Annotated in this window: 21 protein-coding genes, 1 pseudogene and 1 riboswitch; of the genes and pseudogenes, 17 read left to right on the top strand and 5 right to left on the bottom strand. The window is 66.1% G+C overall.

All coding sequences use genetic code 11. From position 1 onward, the window contains the following. The first annotated feature begins 384 nt into the window (after positions 1–384). The 4 genes from OKW28_RS33910 to OKW28_RS33895 all read left to right on the top strand — a co-directional run bounded on the left by OKW28_RS33910 (position 385) and on the right by OKW28_RS33895 (position 2,289). Positions 385–576 (top strand): hypothetical protein, encoded by a 192-nt coding sequence (locus OKW28_RS33910; protein ID WP_429451965.1) that lies wholly within the window; start codon positions 385–387, stop codon positions 574–576. A gap of 54 nt (positions 577–630) precedes the next feature. Next, complete coding sequence (locus OKW28_RS33905; RefSeq protein WP_041734448.1) at positions 631–789, top strand: DUF6726 family protein; 159 nt, start codon at positions 631–633, stop codon at positions 787–789. A gap of 3 nt (positions 790–792) precedes the next feature. Beyond that, complete coding sequence (locus OKW28_RS33900; RefSeq protein WP_429451963.1) at positions 793–1,506, top strand: hypothetical protein; 714 nt, start codon at positions 793–795, stop codon at positions 1,504–1,506. A gap of 111 nt (positions 1,507–1,617) precedes the next feature. Next, on the top strand, positions 1,618–2,289 hold the full coding sequence (locus tag OKW28_RS33895; protein ID WP_429451961.1) for a flagellar basal body L-ring protein FlgH: 672 nt from the start codon (positions 1,618–1,620) through the stop codon (positions 2,287–2,289). Between the two features lie 94 nt (positions 2,290–2,383). Here the strand turns inward: OKW28_RS33895 and OKW28_RS33890 are convergent, their stop codons facing one another. From OKW28_RS33890 to OKW28_RS33870, 5 genes are all read right to left on the bottom strand, one after another. After that, positions 2,384–3,127, bottom strand: coding sequence for a response regulator (locus OKW28_RS33890; protein ID WP_429451959.1), 744 nt, complete (start codon positions 3,125–3,127; stop codon positions 2,384–2,386). A 101-nt stretch (positions 3,128–3,228) separates the two neighbouring features. Beyond that, complete coding sequence (locus OKW28_RS33885) at positions 3,229–3,897, bottom strand: hypothetical protein (protein ID WP_429451957.1); 669 nt, start codon at positions 3,895–3,897, stop codon at positions 3,229–3,231. Positions 3,898–3,961: 64 nt separating this feature from the next. Then, entirely contained in the window at positions 3,962–4,435 is a 474-nt protein-coding gene (locus OKW28_RS33880; RefSeq protein ID WP_429451955.1) for a hypothetical protein, read from the bottom strand. 205 nt (positions 4,436–4,640) lie between these two features. Further along, complete coding sequence (locus OKW28_RS33875) at positions 4,641–5,447, bottom strand: SDR family NAD(P)-dependent oxidoreductase (protein ID WP_429451953.1); 807 nt, start codon at positions 5,445–5,447, stop codon at positions 4,641–4,643. Then, complete coding sequence (locus OKW28_RS33870) at positions 5,444–7,195, bottom strand: ABC transporter ATP-binding protein/permease (protein WP_429451952.1); 1,752 nt, start codon at positions 7,193–7,195, stop codon at positions 5,444–5,446. Before OKW28_RS33870 ends, OKW28_RS33875 begins: the two co-directional genes overlap by 4 nt. 431 nt (positions 7,196–7,626) lie before the next feature. After that, positions 7,627–7,750: riboswitch (TPP riboswitch) on the top strand. A 222-nt stretch (positions 7,751–7,972) separates the two neighbouring features. Here OKW28_RS33870 and OKW28_RS33865 point away from each other — a divergent pair. The 13 genes and pseudogenes from OKW28_RS33865 to OKW28_RS33805 all read left to right on the top strand — a co-directional run bounded on the left by OKW28_RS33865 (position 7,973) and on the right by OKW28_RS33805 (position 17,896). Next, entirely contained in the window at positions 7,973–9,109 is a 1,137-nt protein-coding gene (locus OKW28_RS33865; RefSeq protein WP_429451950.1) for an FAD-dependent oxidoreductase, read from the top strand. A 59-nt stretch (positions 9,110–9,168) separates the two neighbouring features. Continuing rightward, entirely contained in the window at positions 9,169–9,366 is a 198-nt protein-coding gene (gene thiS, locus OKW28_RS33860; protein ID WP_026225709.1) for a sulfur carrier protein ThiS, read from the top strand. Between the two features lie 107 nt (positions 9,367–9,473). Then, positions 9,474–10,289: a thiazole synthase gene (locus tag OKW28_RS33855; RefSeq protein ID WP_090805494.1), complete on the top strand. Its 816-nt coding sequence runs from the start codon at positions 9,474–9,476 to the stop codon at positions 10,287–10,289. Then, positions 10,286–11,389, top strand: coding sequence for a thiamine phosphate synthase (thiE, locus tag OKW28_RS33850; RefSeq protein WP_429451948.1), 1,104 nt, complete (start codon positions 10,286–10,288; stop codon positions 11,387–11,389). The genes OKW28_RS33855 and thiE overlap by 4 nt, the downstream gene beginning before the upstream one ends. Before the next feature lie 91 nt (positions 11,390–11,480). Then, entirely contained in the window at positions 11,481–12,305 is an 825-nt protein-coding gene (locus tag OKW28_RS33845) for an ABC transporter ATP-binding protein (protein ID WP_429451946.1), read from the top strand. Continuing rightward, a complete protein-coding gene (gene mlaE, locus OKW28_RS33840; protein ID WP_429451944.1) occupies positions 12,302–13,069 on the top strand; it encodes a lipid asymmetry maintenance ABC transporter permease subunit MlaE in 768 nt (255 codons plus the stop codon). Before OKW28_RS33845 ends, mlaE begins: the two co-directional genes overlap by 4 nt. A 91-nt stretch (positions 13,070–13,160) precedes the next feature. Further along, on the top strand, positions 13,161–13,691 hold the full coding sequence (mlaD, locus tag OKW28_RS33835; protein WP_035470668.1) for an outer membrane lipid asymmetry maintenance protein MlaD: 531 nt from the start codon (positions 13,161–13,163) through the stop codon (positions 13,689–13,691). 19 nt (positions 13,692–13,710) lie between these two features. Continuing rightward, on the top strand, positions 13,711–14,691 hold the full coding sequence (locus OKW28_RS33830; protein ID WP_429451941.1) for an MlaA family lipoprotein: 981 nt from the start codon (positions 13,711–13,713) through the stop codon (positions 14,689–14,691). A 114-nt stretch (positions 14,692–14,805) separates the two neighbouring features. Then, the gene (locus OKW28_RS33825) at positions 14,806–15,438 is read left to right on the top strand and encodes an MlaC/ttg2D family ABC transporter substrate-binding protein (RefSeq protein ID WP_429451939.1); all 633 of its coding nucleotides are present in this window, start codon (positions 14,806–14,808) and stop codon (positions 15,436–15,438) included. Next, on the top strand, positions 15,435–15,755 hold the full coding sequence (locus OKW28_RS33820; protein WP_429451937.1) for an STAS domain-containing protein: 321 nt from the start codon (positions 15,435–15,437) through the stop codon (positions 15,753–15,755). The genes OKW28_RS33825 and OKW28_RS33820 overlap by 4 nt, the downstream gene beginning before the upstream one ends. 191 nt (positions 15,756–15,946) lie before the next feature. Then, entirely contained in the window at positions 15,947–16,879 is a 933-nt protein-coding gene (locus tag OKW28_RS33815) for an ABC transporter ATP-binding protein (protein ID WP_429451935.1), read from the top strand. Next, positions 16,876–17,641 (top strand): annotated as a pseudogene (locus OKW28_RS33810) (ABC transporter permease). The gene OKW28_RS33815 and the pseudogene OKW28_RS33810 overlap by 4 nt, the downstream one beginning before the upstream one ends. Before the next feature lie 15 nt (positions 17,642–17,656). Next, complete coding sequence (locus tag OKW28_RS33805) at positions 17,657–17,896, top strand: BolA family protein (RefSeq protein WP_429451933.1); 240 nt, start codon at positions 17,657–17,659, stop codon at positions 17,894–17,896. Positions 17,897–17,946: the final 50 nt, after the last annotated feature.

Below are 17,946 nucleotides of genomic sequence, written 5' to 3'. Positions count from 1 at the left end.
TCTAGACTGGCCCGCCCAACGCGCGACCGGGCATTTCCTTACCAACGCTTACTGTGTGCCGCTCGGTGCTGGCGGGCTCGCGCCGGGGCTGATCAGCGAAGGTTCAGCGCTTACTTTAGCACTGCCTGATCCGGCTCTGCGCGACGACAGGCACGCGATGACAACGGTTGGCAAGCACTCGAAAGCCCTCGCAAGCCCCGGGAACGGATCGTAACAACCGCGCGAAAGCGTGCTTTGCTTCGCCCATCGTCGGCACCCGCGCGGCGCGATGATTCGTTCCGCAGCAAGTCGCGCCGCACGCCGAACGAGGCCCGCTGCCTCGGACGACGGCACGCGGCGTTCAACCGACACCGGTGCGCGATGCGCACCTTCGCGAGGTCCATCATGACGATCCACAATACGCTCAGTTCCACGCCTTTCTCCTCGCTGGCGAATAAGCCGGCCACGGAGAAATCCGCCAGTTCAAGCTCCACGGGCGCAGCGGCGAAATCGCAGCAGAGCGCCGGGCTCGGGCAGCCTGCACTGCCTGCGCCGGGCACGGGGCTCATCGGCCATCTGGTCAACACGACTGCGTGAGTCGGCGAGGTCCGCGTGCCGTTATCCAGAACTACTGAGCAGCGGCGGCGCGCCGTGGCGTGGCTCGTTGCCGGCGCGCTGCTGTTGCCGCTCGGCGGCTGCGGCGCCGCGGCGCTGCCGTGCCGGGTCACGGCGGCGACCCTGAAAGTGCTGCCGGTCGTCGGCCATGCGGCGGCGACGCCTTTCGACATGTGCGCTTCCGCGATCGATTGAATCATGACGCTCACCCGGATGGTTGGTGCACTGATGCTGCTCGGCGGCGTGCTGTCGTGCGCCGCGCATGCACAGCTCGTCGCGCGCAGTGCGAAGGCGGCCAGCGCGGCATCGAATAGCGTCGTCACCGACACGCGGCGGCGCTCGCCGGACGCGCCGTTTTCGTTTCGCGGCGTCGCGCTCGGCATCACGATCGACGAATTCCGCGCGGGCTCGACCGTGCGCGCGACGCCGGTCGGCAGCGTGCCGATCTGCGAGACGGACGTGCAGGCCGGAGCGCTCGGCATGCGGCTGAAGTCGCACGATAGCCTGAGCGTCGCGTGCCGCTGGGCGCATCGCGATGATGAACGCTGGGCGGTGTCGCAGGCCGTGGTCGATGGTGCGCCGGCGCTCGAACACGTGATGCGCTTCGCGCGCATCGACGGGCAGGGCGCGCTGCGTCTCTATGAGATGTCGTTCGTGATCGACGAACTGACCGCGGAGGATCTGCGCGTCGCGCTCGAGGATCGTTACGGGCCGCCGCGTCTCGCGACCCGCAACGCGGCGGCGCCGGGCGCGATGCCGATGTACGTATGGGAGAACGCGGTGAGTTCGATCACGCTGTGCTTTCTGCCCGGCAGCCGCAACGGCACGCTCACGTATCTGCTGAAGGGCTCGGATGCGTGGATGAAAGCGGTCGTGCGGCAGTGGCAGGCGAGCGGCGCCGACGCGGGCTGACGATTGCCAGGCAACCCTGATTACCGGTGCGATCCCAACGCCGAAACCGGGCGGTGTCCGGATAGGCCGCCTCACTTCGACTCCTTTCATCCTTTCCGCCACGGAGCCAGCATGACCGCGCTACGTCTCACCCTCGTGCTCGGCGCCGCGAGCTGTCTCGCGGCCTGTTCGAGCGCGCAGACCAGGTCGATCGTCGAAACGCCGATGGCGCCGCCGCTCGCGTCCGCACCGTTGAACGTCAACACGCAAGGCGCGATCTATCAGGCCGGCACGCCGCTGCTGCTGTATGAGACGCCGCGCGCGCAGCACGTCGGCGACGTGCTGACGATCCGGCTGTCGGAATCGTATAGCGGCAACAACAGCGCGAGCGCGTCGGCGAACCGCACGAGCAGCATCACCGCGACTGCCGCGGATCAATCGACGAATGCCGCCGCGCGACTCGCCAAACTGTTCAACATCGGCTCCGCCAGCACCGACTACAAAGGGCAGGGCAATCTGAGCGACATCAGCGACATGACGGGCACGCTAGCCGTGACCGTGATCGGCACGGTGTCGGGCGGCAATCTCGTCGTGTCAGGCGAGAAGGTGATCGCGATGAGCGGGACCCGCGACCGTCTTCGACTCTCGGGTATCGTCAATCCCAAGGACATCGAAGCAGGCAATTACGTCGCGTCGAGCAAGGTCGCGAACGCGCGCATCGAGCAGGCGGGCCTCGGCATGGTCAACGATGCGACGACGATGGGCTGGCTGCAGAGGATGTTTCTGAGTGTGCTGACGTTTTGACCGTCAGCCGGGTCAGCGCGATGCGCGCGACACCGCGCCGCGCGTTACGTGCGACGCGTGGGCGGCATCAACCGGCTTCGACCATCAGGCGCCGCTAACCGAGCGGCGGCGCAAGCCCGCGTTCGGCCGCGCCGATCTCGCCGTCCGGCACGAACACGTAGCCGCGTCCCCACACGGTCTGCACGTAGCGCGGTTCCGACGGGTCCACTTCGATCAATCGACGCAAGCGCCAGATCGATACGTCGAGACTGCGATTGCGATGCGCTTCGCTATTGCCGTGCAGTTTTTCGAGCAGCTGCGCACGCGTGAGCACGGTCATCGCGTGCGTGACGAACACTTTCAGCATCGCGAATTCGCTCGAACGCAGCGTGATGCGTTCGCCGTCGCGGCGCAGTTCGCGCGCGGGGAAGTTCACGTCGAAGCGGCCGAAATGATAGGGCGCGCGCTGTTCGGGCGCGCCCGGCGCGATCGAGCCGCGACGCCGCAGCACGGTGCGAATCCGCGCGACGAGCTCGCTCGGTTCGAAAGGCTTGCCGAGATAATCGTCGGCGCCGAGTTCGAGGCCGATCACGCGATCGATTGGATCGGCGCGCGCGGTCAGCAGGATCACGGGAATGTCGTCGCCGGCGACACGCAAGGCGCGCAGCGCGCTGATGCCGTCGAGCTCCGGCATCTTGATGTCGAGCACGACGAGCGCGGGACGCTCCTGCTGCAATCTGCGCTGCAACGCCAAGCCATTTTCCAGCATGGCGACCTTTAAGCCGCGGCCGTGCAGATATTCGCTGACGAGCTCGCGTACGACGGGATCGTCATCGACGATCAGGATGGTCTGGTTCATTCAGGTCATCTTAGTGATGCGCACGGGCCGCGCAAAGCGTATACCGCTTTCCAATCCTTTCCCGTGTAAGGCGCTGCAAGCGAAAGCAAAGCCGCGAGCACTCAGTGGGGCGGCGGGAAGGCCAGCGAGGTTTGCAGGGTCTGCCGTTGCTGCGCTTGACGCGGGAAATCGGTCCGATCGACCACCATCCGCTCGATCAGTCCGCCGAGCTTGACCGAGGCCGACGAAAAACGGTCGGTGTTCAGGCCGCCGGTCTGATAGCGCGCGGTGACCAGAATGCGGCCGCTCTGGATCAGCGTCAGATCGATGATCGACAGGTACTGGATCGATTCGTCGCTGAACGAGCGGTGGCCATAGTCGATCGCGGCGTTGTAGACGAGCCGCGCTTCGCAGCCGGCCGGCGAGGTGCCCGGATTGTAGACGTCCGAACGAATACCGCGCCGCTCGAGCGCGAACTGCAGCGCCGGCACGAAATCGCCGACCGACACCGTCGGGTTCACTTCGATGCAGAGGTGCTGCAAATCCGCGGGGCGCCCGTTGACGAAGGTCGGCGACGAGTAGTTCGACGCGATCGCGTAGCCGGCCGGGATGACGGAGCCGGTGGCGTCGGCGGCCTGGATCAGCGTCCAGGCGCAGCCGTCGAGCGCGAGCGTCAGCGTCGCGGCGAAGGCGGCGAGGGCGCAACGACGCCGGCATATCAGCGAGGCGACCGGACACAGGCGCGAATGCCTGGTTGCCGCTGGCGCGCGCACGGTCGGCGACGAGGTCATGAGGCAGCGCCCGATCCCGGTCACGAAGTGCGATGGAGCATCAAAAGCAGCGACGGCCGCGCGCTCATCGCGTCACGCGCAGTCGCAGTTCGTTCTGACCTTGCACGCTCGCGGTGACGTTCACGCGACGGGCGTCGGTGGTCACGACGAAATGCTGGCGCACGGGTGTGTTGACGTCGTGCACGACGCGCGGAAAGCAGGCGGCGATGTCGGCGCCGAGTTCTTCGAGCGGATCGTTGATGACGCCGTCGGCTTGCCAGTGCGCGCGCCAGTGGCAGTCGTACGCGTGCGGGCTGGCGCGGCAATCGTCCGTATTGGATACGCCCGGCAGTTGCGCGGCGGTCTCGTTTGGCAGTCGCCGGAAATCGCTCGCATCGACGATGTGCGTGAGCGCCGCGCAGATATCGGCGGGTTGGTTCGGCACGGTCGTTTGCGCGGCATCGACGGCGTTCGTGAGCAGCAGCGCCGCGCCGCAGGCGAGCGCGATGCGCGGGAGCAAAGACGGGAGCAAAGGTGAAACACGGCGAGCGAATGACATGGGCGAGGAGTCCGAAGAGCGGTTGCGATGAAAGACGTGACTGACATCAACGAAGGCCGGCGCATGGCGCGGCCCGTACGACTATCGTCGCTGCTCGCAGGCATTTTCAAAGCGCGGAACAGCTTGCGCGCTCCGCAAATGCTTTCGAACTCTTCTCGTGTCTTTCCGGATGTTGCGTCCGGAGGTGCCGGCGCGCAGGCGAGGCTTAACCGAGCGTCAAGCCGCCATCGATGTGAATCACCTGGCCGGTGATGTGGTGGCGTGCCGCGTCGGACAGCAGGAATGCGATCAGCGCGGCGACGTCGTCCGGTTCGGCAACATGACCGAGCGGCGTGGCTTCGGCGGCGTGCGCCCACACGGCCGCGTTGTCGGCGCTTGGGCCGCGATCCTTGCGCGTGTAGCCCGGCGCCACGCAATTGACGGTCACGCCGAGCGGCGCGAGCTCCGCGGCCGCCGTTTTCGCAAGCGCTTCGAGTGCCGCTTTCGCGGCCGCCGTCGCGGCGAATGGCGCATCCGCGCGATAGCGATGCGCGACGAACGAACTCAAGGCGACCACGCGACCGCGCTTCGATGTTTCGAGCGCGGGCATCGCGCGCCGCACGAGCGCGGCGAAGGCGGCTGGCATCGCGGCGAAGGCGGCGCCGAAGGTGTCGGGATCGAGCGCGGCCAGCGTTTGGCGCTGCGCATGGCCGGCGTTCGCGACCAGTTGATCGAGTGCGCCGAAGCTCGCAAGCGTCTGATGGATCACGTGCTCCGCCGCGCCGCGCTCGGCGAGGTCGCCGAACACGGTCGCGCAGCGTGCGCCGCTTGCCGTGCAGTCGGCGGCAACCTGCACGAGCCGTCGACGGGAGGCGTCGTCTGCGCCGCGCGCGTGCAGCATCAACGACGTATGCGGCGCCGCGAGGCGCCGTGCGAGCGCCGCGCCGATGCCGGAACCGGCGCCGGTGATCAGCACGACGCGAGCGGCGGCGCCGTGCGCTTCGCTGACGTGAGCGCCGCTCGCGTCGCTCACGCCGCTACCGCTTCGACAGAACGCTCGACGTCGAGCGTTTCGTCATGGAACGCTGCGAGCGATTCGCGATGCGCGACGCTGACGATCGCAGCCTTCGGCAACCGCTCGGTGAACAGCCGATAGAGCCGCGCCTCGTTTTCCGCGTCGAGCGCGCTGGTCGCTTCGTCGAGGAACAGGTAGTCCGGCTTGTGCAGCAGCACTCGCGCGGCGGCAAAGCGCTGCTGCTCACCCGGCGACAGCACGCGAGTCCAGTGCGCCGTTTCCTGCAGACGGTCCGCGTATTCCGACAGATGGCAGGTGATGAGCGCGTCGCGGCATTCGTCGTCGCCATAGGTGTCCGCCGCCGACGGATACGCGAGCGCCGCCTTCAGCGTGCCGATCGGCATGTAGCTGACCTGCGGGATGAACATCATGCGCGCGTTGACCGGTGCGTCGATCGAGCCATCGCCGAAGGGCCACAGGCCCGCGAGCGCGCGCATCAGCGTGCTCTTGCCGGCGCCCGACGGACCGCGCACGAGCCAGCGCGAGCCCGGCTGGATCGCGATATCGCGGATGCGCGACAGTGGGTTGCCATTGGGCAGCGCGAGCTGGAGGCTGTCGGTGGTAAGCGTGTTGCTGTCGACGAAATGCAGATTGATGCCGCCATGTTCCGTGGCCGGCGACACCGATTCCTTCAGACGCGGCGAATGCACGACGCGCTTGAATTCGCGCAACCGGTTCACGGTCGCGCGCCATTCGACGAGGCTCGTATAACTGTTGATGAACCACGAGAACGAATCGCTGACCGTGCCGAACGCGCTCGAAATCTGCATCAGCACGCCGAACGTGAATGCGCCCGCGAAGTAGCGCGGCGAGGCGACGACGATCGGGAAAATGATCGCGATCTGGCCGTAGAAGCTCAGCACGAAGGTCAGGCGCTTCGTGTACTTCATTACCTGCCACCAGTTGTCGCGGATGCGGCCGAACAGCGTGCGCGCGTTCGTCTTCTCGGTTTCCATGCCGTTGTAGAACGCGATCTGCTCGGCGTTCTCACGCAGCCGGATCAAGCCGAAACGGAAATCGGCCTCGACTTTCTGCGCCTGATAGTTGATCGACACGAGCGGATGGCCGACCTTCTGCGTGATGAGCGAGCCGACCACCGCATACAGCGCGGCGGCCCACACCATGTAGCCGGGGATCTGCAGCGGCATGCCGCCGAGCGAGATGCTCAACGCGCCCGCGAGCGACCACAGGATCGTGATGAACGACACGAGCGTGACGACGGTCGACAGCAGATCGAGCGTCAGCGACAGCGTGGTGGTCGCGAACGACTGCAGGTCGTCGCTGATCCGCTGGTCGGGGTTGTCGGCGAGGCGGTCGCGCTCGATGCGGTAGAACGCGCTGTCGTTGAGCCACTCGTTCAGGTAGCGGGTGGTCAGCCACTGGCGCCAGCGGAAGCCGAGCATCTGGCGCAGATAGCGTCCATACACGGCAAGGATGATGAAACCGAACGCGAGTCCGGTAAAGATCATCAGCAGGTGCGGGAAGTCGTGGACGTTCTTCGCCTGCAGCGCGTTGTAGAAGTCCCTGCTCCAGCTATTCAGGCGCACGTTGATCCAGACGACGAGCAGGTTCATCACGATGATCGTGACGAGCAGCCCCCACGCGATGCCTCGTTCCTCGGAAACCCAGTAGGGCTTGATCAGGGTCCACGCGGAGACCGTTTCGTCGGGCGGCAGCGCGGGGCTGGCGGAAGTATGTGGTGTCATGAGCGTCCTGATGAAGTGCTGACCCGAAGTGCCATTCCGGCGTACGGGTCCGATCTGGTTGACCCATGTCGGGCGATCCCGCGAACAGCAGGCTCCTTTGCGAGGGCGTGGCTGCCGCGGGTCTGCGATACCTGGCCGGGCATCGCGCCATCACGCTCGATGAACGCGAGTCCGGACGGGCGCCCGATTCTGGCGTGACGCCCTTAAGCGAAAATTAATTTTCGGGGCCGGCATCCGCTGGGGTGCCGCCGCCACGCATGCGGCCACGAGCGCCGCGCGCGCCGCGTTTTTGCGGCACCGGTCACGGCATTGTGCCAGAGCGCCGGGCCGCTTCGCACCGGCATCTCGACAGACGGTGCCAGATCAAAATTGGGGTGGCGACCGCGGAGCGCTGGTTTGCGGGCGCCGCGCCTTTTATGGTCTAATGACCTGCGACGAAACAGGGGTGCTTCGCCCACAGGCGGCATGACTTTCATGCCGGGACGGCGAGGCTGAGAGAGACCCTTTGCACCCGATCCGGGTAATACCGGCGCGGGAAGTTTCCGGAAGCAACCGTCTTCCATTCCCCGCCGGGCGGCGAGCGCAGCTCACATGTGCACGTCGTGACCGGCCGGCTTCACCCGCCGGTTTCGTCCTGGGTACGTGCGTTTTTTGGCCGTACGGAAAGGACTCGATGACCGCCTATTCTTCAGACATGCATTTTTCCCTTCGTCACGCCGCCTCGGGCGAGCCGTGCCGTCTTGGTTTTGCCCACCGCAGTCGAACGGAGCGCGCGCGATGAACCGTCCCGCCCGACCCGATTTCGCCGTGCTCGGCGGCGGCCTGTGCGGCCGGCTGGTCGCGTGGCGCCTCGCTGGCGACGGGCATCGCGTGGCGCTCTACGAGCGCGGCGATGCCACCGGTTCGCAGGCTGCCGCGTGGGTCGCCGCCGCGATGCTCGCACCGCTGGCAGAGGCCGCGAGCGCCGAGCTGCTGATCACGCGGCTTGGCGGGAGTTCGCTCGAAAGCTGGCCGCGCGTGCTTGCCGAACTGCCGGAGCCGGTGTTTTTCCAGCGCAACGGCACGCTCGTCGTCTGGCATCACGCGGATCGCACCGAGGCGCCGCTATTCGAGCGGCGCGTGCGTGCGAACGCGCCGGCCGAGTTGCTCGACGGCGGCTTCGTCGCGTTGGCGGGCGCGCAGCTCGGCGCCGCCGAACCCGCGTTGGCCGGCCGCTTCAGCCAAGGCTGGCTGCTGCCGCGAGAAGGCCAGCTCGACAACCGCCAGGTGCTGTCCGCGCTCGCGGCCGGGCTTGCCGAGCGCGGCGTCGACACGCACTGGAACACGCCGATCGAGGACGCATCGCTGCCCGAGGCCGGCATCACCATCGATTGCCGCGGGCTCGGCGCGAAGCCGGTGCTGCCGACGCTGCGCGGCATCCGCGGCGAAGTTGCGCGCGTGCATGCGCCTCACCTGCAGCTGACGCGCCCGGTGCGGCTACTGCATCCGCGTTACCCGCTGTATATCGCGCCGAAGCAGAACGGCCTCTACGTGATCGGCGCGACCGAGGTGGAGGGCGAGGACATGTCGCCCGTCAGCGTGCGTTCGGCGCTCGAGTTGCTGAGCGCGGCGTTTTCGGTGCACCCGGGCTTCGGCGAGGCGCGCATTCTCGAGCTGAATTCGCAGTGCCGGCCGACCTTGCCCGATCATCGTCCCGCGCTGCTGTGGGACGGCGCGCGCACGCTGCGCGTGAACGGCCTGTACCGGCACGGCTACATGATCGCGCCCGAAGTCGCCGACGAAGCCGTGCGCTTCGCGAGCGCGCTGCTCGACGGCCGCGTCGGTGATGCCGACGCATTCGCCGGCTGGCGGCGCGACTCACGCTGGAGCGAGCTGTTCCAGCAGCATTTCGCGCGCGAGCCGGCCCGAGCGTAGCGGCCAACGTGCCGCGCGCGATGCCGCTTGCGCCATCGATTGAACCGTATTCGAACACCATGGACATTCATATCAATCAGAAGCCGTTGTCGCTGCCCGAGGGCGCGACTGTCGCCGATGCGCTCGCCGCCTTTGGCGCACGTCCGCCGTTCGCGGTCGCGCTCAACGGCGATTTCGTCGCGCGTGCGCAGCATGCGGCGCGCGCGTTGCAAACGGGCGACCGGCTCGACGTCGTGCAGCCGGTCGCGGGCGGCTGAGCGCGACCGCGCCAGCCTGTCGCTTACCGAACGCAACAACCGTCGCCGAAAACCCATTGCCGCAACGCGGTCGGTTCTAGCCGCGAGGGCAAACCAGGATGATGCAAATGACTTCTCACGAGACCGCCGACGCGCTGACGCTATACGGTCAAACTTTTGCAAGCCGCGTGCTGCTCGGCACATCGCGCTATCCGTCGCTGCAATCGCTGTCCGATTCGATCGACGCCGCGCGCCCCGGCATGGTGACGGTCGCGCTGCGCCGTCAGATGAACGAGGGCCACGCCGAAGCCGGCTTCTTCGATCTGCTCAAGCGCCATGGCGTGCCGCTCTTGCCGAACACGGCAGGTTGCCTGAGCGTCGGTGAAGCGGTGACGACCGCGCACATGGCGCGCGAAATCTTCGAGACCGAGTGGATCAAGCTCGAACTGATCGGCGACGACTACACACTGCAGCCCGACCCGGTCGGCCTGATCGAAGCCGCCGCGCGGCTCGTCAAGGATGGCTTCAAGGTGCTGCCGTACTGCACCGAAGATCTGGTGATCGGCCGCCGTCTGCTCGACGCCGGCTGCGAGGCGCTGATGCCGTGGGGCGCGCCGATCGGCACCGGCAAGGGCGTGATCAATCCATACGGGCTGCGCGTGTTGCGCGAGCGGTTGCCGGACGTGCCGCTGATCGTCGATGCCGGGCTCGGCGTGCCGTCGCATGCGGCCCAGGTGATGGAGTGGGGCTTCGACGGCGTGCTGCTGAACACGGCAGTGTCGCAGGCGACGCACCCCGACGCGATGGCGCGCGCATTCGCGCTGGGCGTCGAGGCGGGTCGGCAAGCGTATCTCGCGGGCCCGATGGCCGAGCGCGAGAGCGCGCACGCGAGCACGCCGGTGGTCGGCATGCCGTTCTGGCATCAGGATGGGGGGGCCGCATGACTCAGTCGTTGACGCTGAAGGACCGCGATCTGTTCTGGCCGACGGCCGACGAACTCATCGAAGCCGCCGAGCGCATCCGCGCACGTCTCGGCGACTGGCCGCTGACGCACGCGCCGTGGCGCATCTGCCTGATCGCACCCGACGAACCGAACGGTGGCGACCTGATCGTGACCGCCGACGCACAGCAGCGCGGCGAGCAAATCGCGCGCTGGCTGACGCGGGGTGCGGGCGTGATCGTCGCCGCGGAAAACCGCGCGACGCTGCATCTGGGCGGCGAGAAGTACGGCCTCGAAGGCCATCTGGCGGAAGACTGGATTCCCGCGCTTGCCGCGTTCCTCGACTGCGGTTTCGATCCGCACGACGCGCTGGTGCTCGCGCTCGCGTGGCGCGATGGCGACGAGACCCGCGCCGACGATGCTTTCCCGGCCGACCTCGCTCGCTTTCCGCGCCTTATCGACCTGCCGGCGGCACCCGCCAAGGCGTTCCCGCGCTGCCCGGCAAGGCTCGGCCTGTATCCGGTGTTGCCGACCGCGGACTGGGTCGAACGGGTGGTCGGCTTCGGCGTGAAGACGGTGCAGTTGCGCCGCAAGTCGGCCGAACCCGCCGACGAGCTGAAGCGCGAAATCGCGCGCTGCGTGGCGGCCGGCCGCGCGCACGACGCGCAGGTGTTCATCAACGATCACTGGCAGGCGGCGCTCGAGGCGGGCGCGTACGGCGTACATCTCGGCCAGGAAGACGTGCATACGGCGGACCTGTCCGCGCTGGCCGACGCGGGCATCCGGCTCGGTCTGTCGACTCACGGCTTCTACGAGATGCTGAAGGCGCTGCATTTCCGTCCGAGCTATATTGCGTTGGGCGCCGTGTTCCCGACCACCACCAAAGTGATGCCGACCGCGCCGCAGGGCTTGCGCCGCCTCGCACGCTATGTGCGGCTGCTCGACGGCGTGGTGCCGCTCGTCGCGGTCGGCGGGATCGATCTGCAGGTGCTGCCTGACGTGCTCGCGACCGGTGTCGGCTGCGCGGCCGTGGTGCGCGCGGTGACGGAAGCGACCGACCCGGCCGCCGCTGTTTCTGCGCTGCAACACATGTTTACGCAATAATCGTCAGGCATAGTCAAGGAACGGGGCACCTCACGGCAGCTTTTGCACGATGGCCCTATAATTCGGCCTTCCCTGTAAAAGGATCGTCAGTTTGGTGCTTTTCTATCCCGAGACCTTACTCGAGCTGCGCGACGTCGACTTCGGTTACGGCGACCGGCTCGTCCTGTCGAATCTGAATCTGCGCTTTCGTCGCGGTCAGGTCGTCGCGGTCATGGGCGGCTCGGGTTGCGGCAAGACCACGGTGCTGCGGCTGATCGGCGGCCTCGTGCGCGCCCAGCGCGGCCAGGTGCTGTTCCACGGCCAGGACATCGGCGAGCAGACGCGCGAAGGCCTTTACGGGCTGCGCCGCAAGATGGGCATGCTGTTCCAGTTCGGCGCGCTGTTCACCGACATGACGGTGTTCGAAAACGTCGCCTTCTCGCTACGCGAGCACACCGATCTCCCCGAAGAACTGCTGCGCGACCTCGTGCTGATGAAGCTCAACGCGGTCGGCCTGCGCGGCGCGCGCGACCTGCTGCCGTCCGAGATTTCCGGCGGCATGGCGCGGCGCGTGGCGCTCGCGCGCGCAATCGCGCTCGACCCCGAACTGATGATGTACGACGAGCCGTTCGCCGGTCTCGACCCAATCTCGCTCGGCATCACCGCGAACCTGATCCGCACGCTGAACCGGGCGCTCGGCGCCACGTCGATTCTCGTCACGCATGACGTGCCGGAATCATTCGCGATCGCCGACTACGTGTACTTCCTGTCCAACGGCGGTGTGCTTGCCGAGGGCACGCCCGACGAACTGCGCGCGTCGACCGATCCGACCGTGCGGCAGTTCATCGACGGCGCGCCGGACGGCCCGTTCAGATTCCACTATCCGGCGCAGACGCCGCTCGCGGCGGACTTCGGCATCGGCGGAGGCCAGTCATGATCAGTTCGATCGGTCGCTCGGTCATCACCGGGCTCGGCACCGCCGGCTACGCGACGCGCTTCTTCCTGCGGCTCGTGCTCGAATTTTTCCCGCTGCTGCGCCGCCCGCGTCTTGTCACGAAGCAGATCCACTTCGTCGGTAATTATTCGCTAGTGATCATCGCGGTGTCGGGGCTGTTCGTTGGTTTCGTGCTCGGGTTGCAGGGCTATTACACGCTGAACCGTTATGGCTCCGAGCAGGCGCTCGGGTTGCTGGTCGCGCTGTCGCTCGTGCGCGAACTCGGGCCGGTCGTGACCGCGCTGCTGTTCGCCGGGCGCGCGGGCACGTCGCTGACCGCCGAAATCGGCCTGATGAAGGCGGGCGAGCAGCTCACCGCGATGGAAATGATGGCCGTCGATCCGGTCAAGGTCGTGATCGCGCCGCGCCTGTGGGCCGGCATCGTGTCGATGCCGATCCTCGCCGCGATCTTCAGCGCGGTCGGCGTTCTGGGCGGTTACGTGGTGGGCGTGCTGCTGATCGGCGTCGATGCCGGCGCGTTCTGGTCGCAGATGCAAAGCGGCGTCGACGTGTGGCGCGATGTCGGCGCCGGGGTCGTCAAGAGCGTGGTGTTCGGCCTCGCGGTGACCTTCGTCGCGCTGTTTCAGGGCTACGAGGCGAAGCCGACGCCGGAAGGCGTGTCGCGCGCGACGACCCGCACGGTCGTGTACGCGTCGCTCGCGGTGCTCGGGCTCGATTTCCTGCTGACCGCACTAATGTTCAGCTAAGACCGCGCAGCATGCCGGCCGCCGGCGGTGCATGATGCGCCGCGCACGGCGGGAGGTGGCGGCGGCGCGGCGGATTCACTTTGGGATGACGATGAAAAAGAATGTTCTCGACTTCTGGGTCGGCCTGTTCGTGGTGCTGGGTTTCGTGGCGTTGCTGTTTCTTGCGCTGAAGGCGGGCAATATGAGCTCGTTGTCGTTCCAGGCAACCTACCCGGTCAAGCTCAAGTTCGACAACATCGGCGGGCTGAAGCCACGCGCGCCGGTGAAGAGCGCTGGCGTGACGGTCGGCCGGGTCGCGTCGATCGGCTTCGACAGCAACGCCTACCAGGCGCTCGTCACGATCGATATCGACAAGCAATATCAGTTTCCGAGGGACACTTCGGCGAAGATCCTGACCTCGGGTCTGCTCGGCGAGCAGTACATCGGGCTCGAGCCGGGGGGCGACTCGGAAATGTTGAAGGCCGGCGATACGATCTCGATGACGCAATCGGCGATCGTGCTGGAAAACCTGATCGGCCAGTTCCTGTATAGCAAAGCCGCGGATTCCGGCGCGGCGAAGCCCGCCGCATCCGCCCCTGCACCGGCGCCGGGCGCGCCGGCCTCCGGCGCTGCCGGCCAGTAAGGCCAACAAGGAGAATTAGATGCAGACGACACTGCAGACCCCGCGCAGCGGCGCGCGCGTCCTACAGTTAGGCAAGGTCGCCGTGGCGGCTGCGCTGCTCGCCGGTTGCACGACCGTGCAGACGCCTACCAAGGGCGACCCGTTCGAAGGGCTGAACCGTACGATCTTCACCGTCAACGACAAGATCGACCAGTACGCGCTGAAGCCGGTTGCGCAGGGCTACGTTTGGGTCACGCCGCAGCCGGTTCGCGACAGCGTGACGAACTTTTTCTCGAACATCGGCGACGTCTATATCGCGGCGAACAACCTGCTGCAGCTGCGCATCGCCGACGGCGTGTCCGACATCATGCGGATCGTGATCAACACGTTGTTCGGCGTCGGCGGCCTGTTCGACGTCGCGACGCTCGCGAAGCTCCCGAAGCACGACAACGACCTCGGTCTGACGCTCGGCCACTACGGCGTGCCGGCGGGCCCCTATCTGGTGCTGCCGCTGTTCGGGCCGAGCACGGTGCGCGATGCGGTCGGCTCGCTCGGCAACTACTACGTGAACCCGATCAGCTACGTCGACCCGCCGGGCCTGAGCTGGGCGCTGTATGGCCTGAACATCGTCAACACGCGCGCGAATCTGCTCGGAGCGAGCAACCTGCTGGAAGGCGCGGCGCTCGACAAATACTCGTTCGTGCGTAACGCGTATCTGCAGCGCCGGCAGTATCTGTTGTCGGATAACCGCCGGCGTCCGCAGGAACTGCCGAGCTACGACGAGGAAGCGCCGCTGCCGAAGTACGACGAAGGCGAGGCGGGCGCGGCAGGTGCGCCGGCCAAGCCGGCTCCCGCATCCGGCGCGGCCGTGGGCACGCCGCAAGGCGCGTCGGCACCGGAGGCCGCGTCGGGCGCCGAAACACCGCCTCTCGACCTGAAAGGCGGCCCGGAAACGCAAATTCCGGCCGGTCAGTTGGTGCCGCCCACGCGCTTCAACTTCCCGTCCTTAAGATTGCGTTGAACGTGCAGTCGTAACAGATCGATACGACTCTCGCAGTTTGCGCATGGATTGCCGTCGAACTCGCGTGATAAGGTCGGTTCAAACTGTTGCACTATATTTGAGGCAAAGCTCGATATGAAAAAATTCTTCCTGATTCCGTTGTTTGCCGCGTTGTTTTCGTTCATCAGCGCGGGCGCATCGGCGCAAACCGTCGACACCAACGCGCCCGACGCGCTGATCAAGACCGTCACCCAGCAGGTGATGGACGCGATTCGCGGCGACAAGTCGATCCAGCAGGGCGACATCAAGCAGATCACGGCGCTCGTCAACGAAAAGATCCTGCCGTACACGGACTTCCGCCGCACCACCCAGCTCGCGATGGGCCGTAACTGGCGCACCGCGACGCCCGAACAGCAGAACCAGGTGGTCGAGCAGTTCAAGATGCTGCTGATCCGCACGTACTCGGGCGCGCTCGCGCAGGTGCGCGACCAGCAGATCCAGTACAAGCCGTTCCGCATGAACCCGGACGACACCGACACGGTGGTGCGCTCGGTCGTGATGAACAACGGCCAGCCGATCGAACTCGACTACCGCCTGTACAAGACGGCGCAGGGCTGGCGCGTGTATGACATCAACGTGCTCGGCGCGTGGCTGATCCAGGCGTATCAGCAGCAGTTCAACGAGCAGATCCAGCAGAAGGGCGTGGACGGACTGATCCAGTTCCTCACGCAGCGCAATCAGCAACTCGCCGCAGGCAAGCAATCGTGAGCGACGTGCTGAACGCGGTTGCGAACCGCTTCGACAGCGGCACGACGCTGACCCACGAGAGCGCGAAGGCCGCGCTCGCGGCGGGTCTGCAACGCATCGCGGCGGGTGCGGGCGGCGTCGATTGCGCGCCGCTCACGCAATTCGATTCGTCGGCGCTCGCCGTCCTGCTCGCGTGGGTGCGGGCCGCGGCGGCGCGCGGCGGCAAGTTCGAAATCGTCAATCTGCCGGCTGGGCTCGCCAGTCTCGCGCAGGCCTACGGCGTCGATACTCTTCTCTCCTCTGGCGCCTCCAGCATGGTTGCGTCAGCGCGACATTGACGCTCCTCTAGCGTCGTCTCCTCCCTTCGGGCCAAGCCGGGGGTGTCAGTTTTTGCCCTATAATCAAACGTTTTTTTGTGGCGTTGAACTGGCCCCCTAATCGGCCCCGGTTCCGTTTCTTCCAGCATTTGCGCGTCCCCAAGCTCCATTGGGGGCTACTTCAGGCGCCGCGACGCACGCGGCCCATAGTCATGTCAGCCATAGAAATTCGTAACGTCAAGAAGCGCTACAAGGACTTGCAGGCGCTCAAGGGCGTCAGCCTCGCGGTCGAAGAAGGCGAATTCTTCGGACTGCTCGGTCCGAACGGCGCGGGCAAGACGACGCTCATCAGCATACTCGCGGGTCTCGCGCGCGCCGACGAAGGCAGCATCGCGGTGCGCGGTCACGACGTCGTCGACGATTTCCGCAACGCGCGCCGCGCGCTCGGCGTGGTGCCGCAGGAGCTCGTGTTCGATCCGTTCTTCACGGTGCGCGAAACCTTGCGCATCCAGTCCGGCTACTACGGGCTGCGCAACAACGACGCGTGGATCGACGAGATCATGGCCAATCTCGATCTCACCGAAAAGGCCGATGCCAACATGCGCGCGCTGTCGGGCGGCATGAAGCGCCGCGTGCTGGTCGCGCAGGCGCTCGTGCACCGCCCGCCGGTGATCGTGCTCGACGAGCCGACCGCGGGTGTCGACGTCGAGTTGCGCCAGACGCTGTGGAAGTTCATCTCGCGCCTGAATCGCGAAGGCCACACGATCGTGCTGACCACGCACTATCTGGAAGAAGCCGAATCGTTGTGCGACCGCATCGCGATGCTGCGCCGTGGCGAGGTCGTCGCGCTCGATCGCACCAGCACACTTCTGCAGCGTTTCGCCGGCATGCAACTGTTCGTTCGCTTCGCGCAGGGCGTGCTGCCCGCCGATCTGCGTCCGCTCGAGGCGGAAAGCGGCGCCGGCAACGGCAATGGCCGCCAGCATCTGCTGCGCCTGACGAGCTACGACGACGTCGAGCGCATCCTCGCGCAATGCCGCGCGGCCGGTTGTACATTCGAAGAAATCGAGGTCCGCAAGGCCGACCTCGAAGACGTATTCGTTCAGGTGATGAACGGTCCAGAAGTGATCGAGGGGCTTGCATGAGCGGGTACAGTGGATTTAGCACGCTGTTTTACAAAGAACTGCTGCGCTTCTGGAAGGTGTCTTTCCAGACCGTGCTCGCGCCGGTCATCACCGCGCTGCTTTACCTGACCATCTTCGGCCACGCGCTGCGCGGCCACGTGCAGGTCTATCCGGGCGTCGAATACACGAGCTTCCTGATTCCGGGCCTCGTGATGATGAGCGTGCTGCAGAACGCGTTCGCGAATAGTTCTTCGTCGCTGATTCAATCGAAGATCACCGGCAACCTCGTGTTCGTGCTGCTGCCGCCGCTGTCGCACCACGAGATGTTCGCGGCCCTACGTGCTCGCGGCCGTGGCGCGCGGGCTGTGTGTCGGCTTCGGCGTGTTCATCGTGACGATCTGGTTCGTGCCGCTCGCCTTCACCGCGCCGCTCTACATCATCGTGTTCGCGATGTTCGGCTCGGCGATTCTCGGCACGCTGGGTCTGATCGCCGGCATTTGGGCCGAGAAGTTCGACCAGCTCGCCGCGTTCCAGAACTTTCTGATCATGCCGCTCACGTTCCTGTCGGGCGTGTTCTACTCGACGCATACGCTGCCGCCCGTATGGCGCGAAGTATCGCGGCTCAATCCGTTTTTCTACATGATCGACGGCTTTCGCTATGGTTTTTTCGGCGTGTCGGATATCGACCCGCTGGTGAGCCTCGCGATCGTCGCCGGTTTCTTCGTGGTGCTGGCCGCTGTGGCGATGCGCATGCTCGCTACCGGCTACAAGCTGCGCCACTGACGAGGAGCTTCTCTCATGTTGCCGACTCCCGAACAGGTCAAACAGTACATTGCAGCTGGACTCGCGTGCGAGCATCTCGACGTCGAAGGCGACGGTCAGCATTTCTTTGCGACGATCGTCTCGCCGAACTTCGAAGGCAAGCGCCTGATCCAGCGTCACCAACTCGTGTATGCGGCGCTCGGCGACCGCATGCGCGAAGAAATCCACGCGCTCAGCATGAAGACGCTGACGCCCGCCGAATGGCAGAACGCGTAATCTGGAAATTTAGTGCGAATTACTCAGGAAGGGCGCGACACCGCTAGCGG

This window comes from Paraburkholderia sp. 40, from assembly GCF_050434105.1.
Classification (GTDB): domain Bacteria; phylum Pseudomonadota; class Gammaproteobacteria; order Burkholderiales; family Burkholderiaceae; genus Paraburkholderia; species Paraburkholderia tuberum.
The sequence above is the reverse complement of the archived record's forward strand: the minus strand, read 5'-3'. Positions and strand labels throughout refer to the sequence as shown.

Excerpts from the sequence above, each read along its gene's own strand:
- OKW28_RS33885 (WP_429451957.1), bottom strand. The coding sequence starts at position 3,897 with ATGACCTCGTCGCCGACCGTGCGCGCGCCAGCGGCAACCAGGCATTCG.
- thiE (WP_429451948.1), top strand. The coding sequence starts at position 10,286 with ATGACTCAGTCGTTGACGCTGAAGGACCGCGATCTGTTCTGGCCGACG.
- OKW28_RS33900 (WP_429451963.1), top strand. The coding sequence starts at position 793 with ATGACGCTCACCCGGATGGTTGGTGCACTGATGCTGCTCGGCGGCGTG.
- OKW28_RS33830 (WP_429451941.1), top strand. The coding sequence starts at position 13,711 with ATGCAGACGACACTGCAGACCCCGCGCAGCGGCGCGCGCGTCCTACAG.
- OKW28_RS33910 (WP_429451965.1), top strand. The coding sequence starts at position 385 with ATGACGATCCACAATACGCTCAGTTCCACGCCTTTCTCCTCGCTGGCG.
- OKW28_RS33870 (WP_429451952.1), bottom strand. The coding sequence starts at position 7,195 with ATGACACCACATACTTCCGCCAGCCCCGCGCTGCCGCCCGACGAAACG.
- OKW28_RS33865 (WP_429451950.1), top strand. The coding sequence starts at position 7,973 with ATGAACCGTCCCGCCCGACCCGATTTCGCCGTGCTCGGCGGCGGCCTG.
- OKW28_RS33855 (WP_090805494.1), top strand. The coding sequence starts at position 9,474 with ATGACTTCTCACGAGACCGCCGACGCGCTGACGCTATACGGTCAAACT.
- mlaD (WP_035470668.1), top strand. The coding sequence starts at position 13,161 with ATGAAAAAGAATGTTCTCGACTTCTGGGTCGGCCTGTTCGTGGTGCTG.
- mlaE (WP_429451944.1), top strand. The coding sequence starts at position 12,302 with ATGATCAGTTCGATCGGTCGCTCGGTCATCACCGGGCTCGGCACCGCC.
- OKW28_RS33890 (WP_429451959.1), bottom strand. The coding sequence starts at position 3,127 with ATGAACCAGACCATCCTGATCGTCGATGACGATCCCGTCGTACGCGAG.
- OKW28_RS33880 (WP_429451955.1), bottom strand. The coding sequence starts at position 4,435 with ATGTCATTCGCTCGCCGTGTTTCACCTTTGCTCCCGTCTTTGCTCCCG.
- OKW28_RS33805 (WP_429451933.1), top strand. The coding sequence starts at position 17,657 with ATGTTGCCGACTCCCGAACAGGTCAAACAGTACATTGCAGCTGGACTC.
- OKW28_RS33815 (WP_429451935.1), top strand. The coding sequence starts at position 15,947 with ATGTCAGCCATAGAAATTCGTAACGTCAAGAAGCGCTACAAGGACTTG.
- thiS (WP_026225709.1), top strand. The coding sequence starts at position 9,169 with ATGGACATTCATATCAATCAGAAGCCGTTGTCGCTGCCCGAGGGCGCG.
- OKW28_RS33825 (WP_429451939.1), top strand. The coding sequence starts at position 14,806 with ATGAAAAAATTCTTCCTGATTCCGTTGTTTGCCGCGTTGTTTTCGTTC.
- OKW28_RS33895 (WP_429451961.1), top strand. The coding sequence starts at position 1,618 with ATGACCGCGCTACGTCTCACCCTCGTGCTCGGCGCCGCGAGCTGTCTC.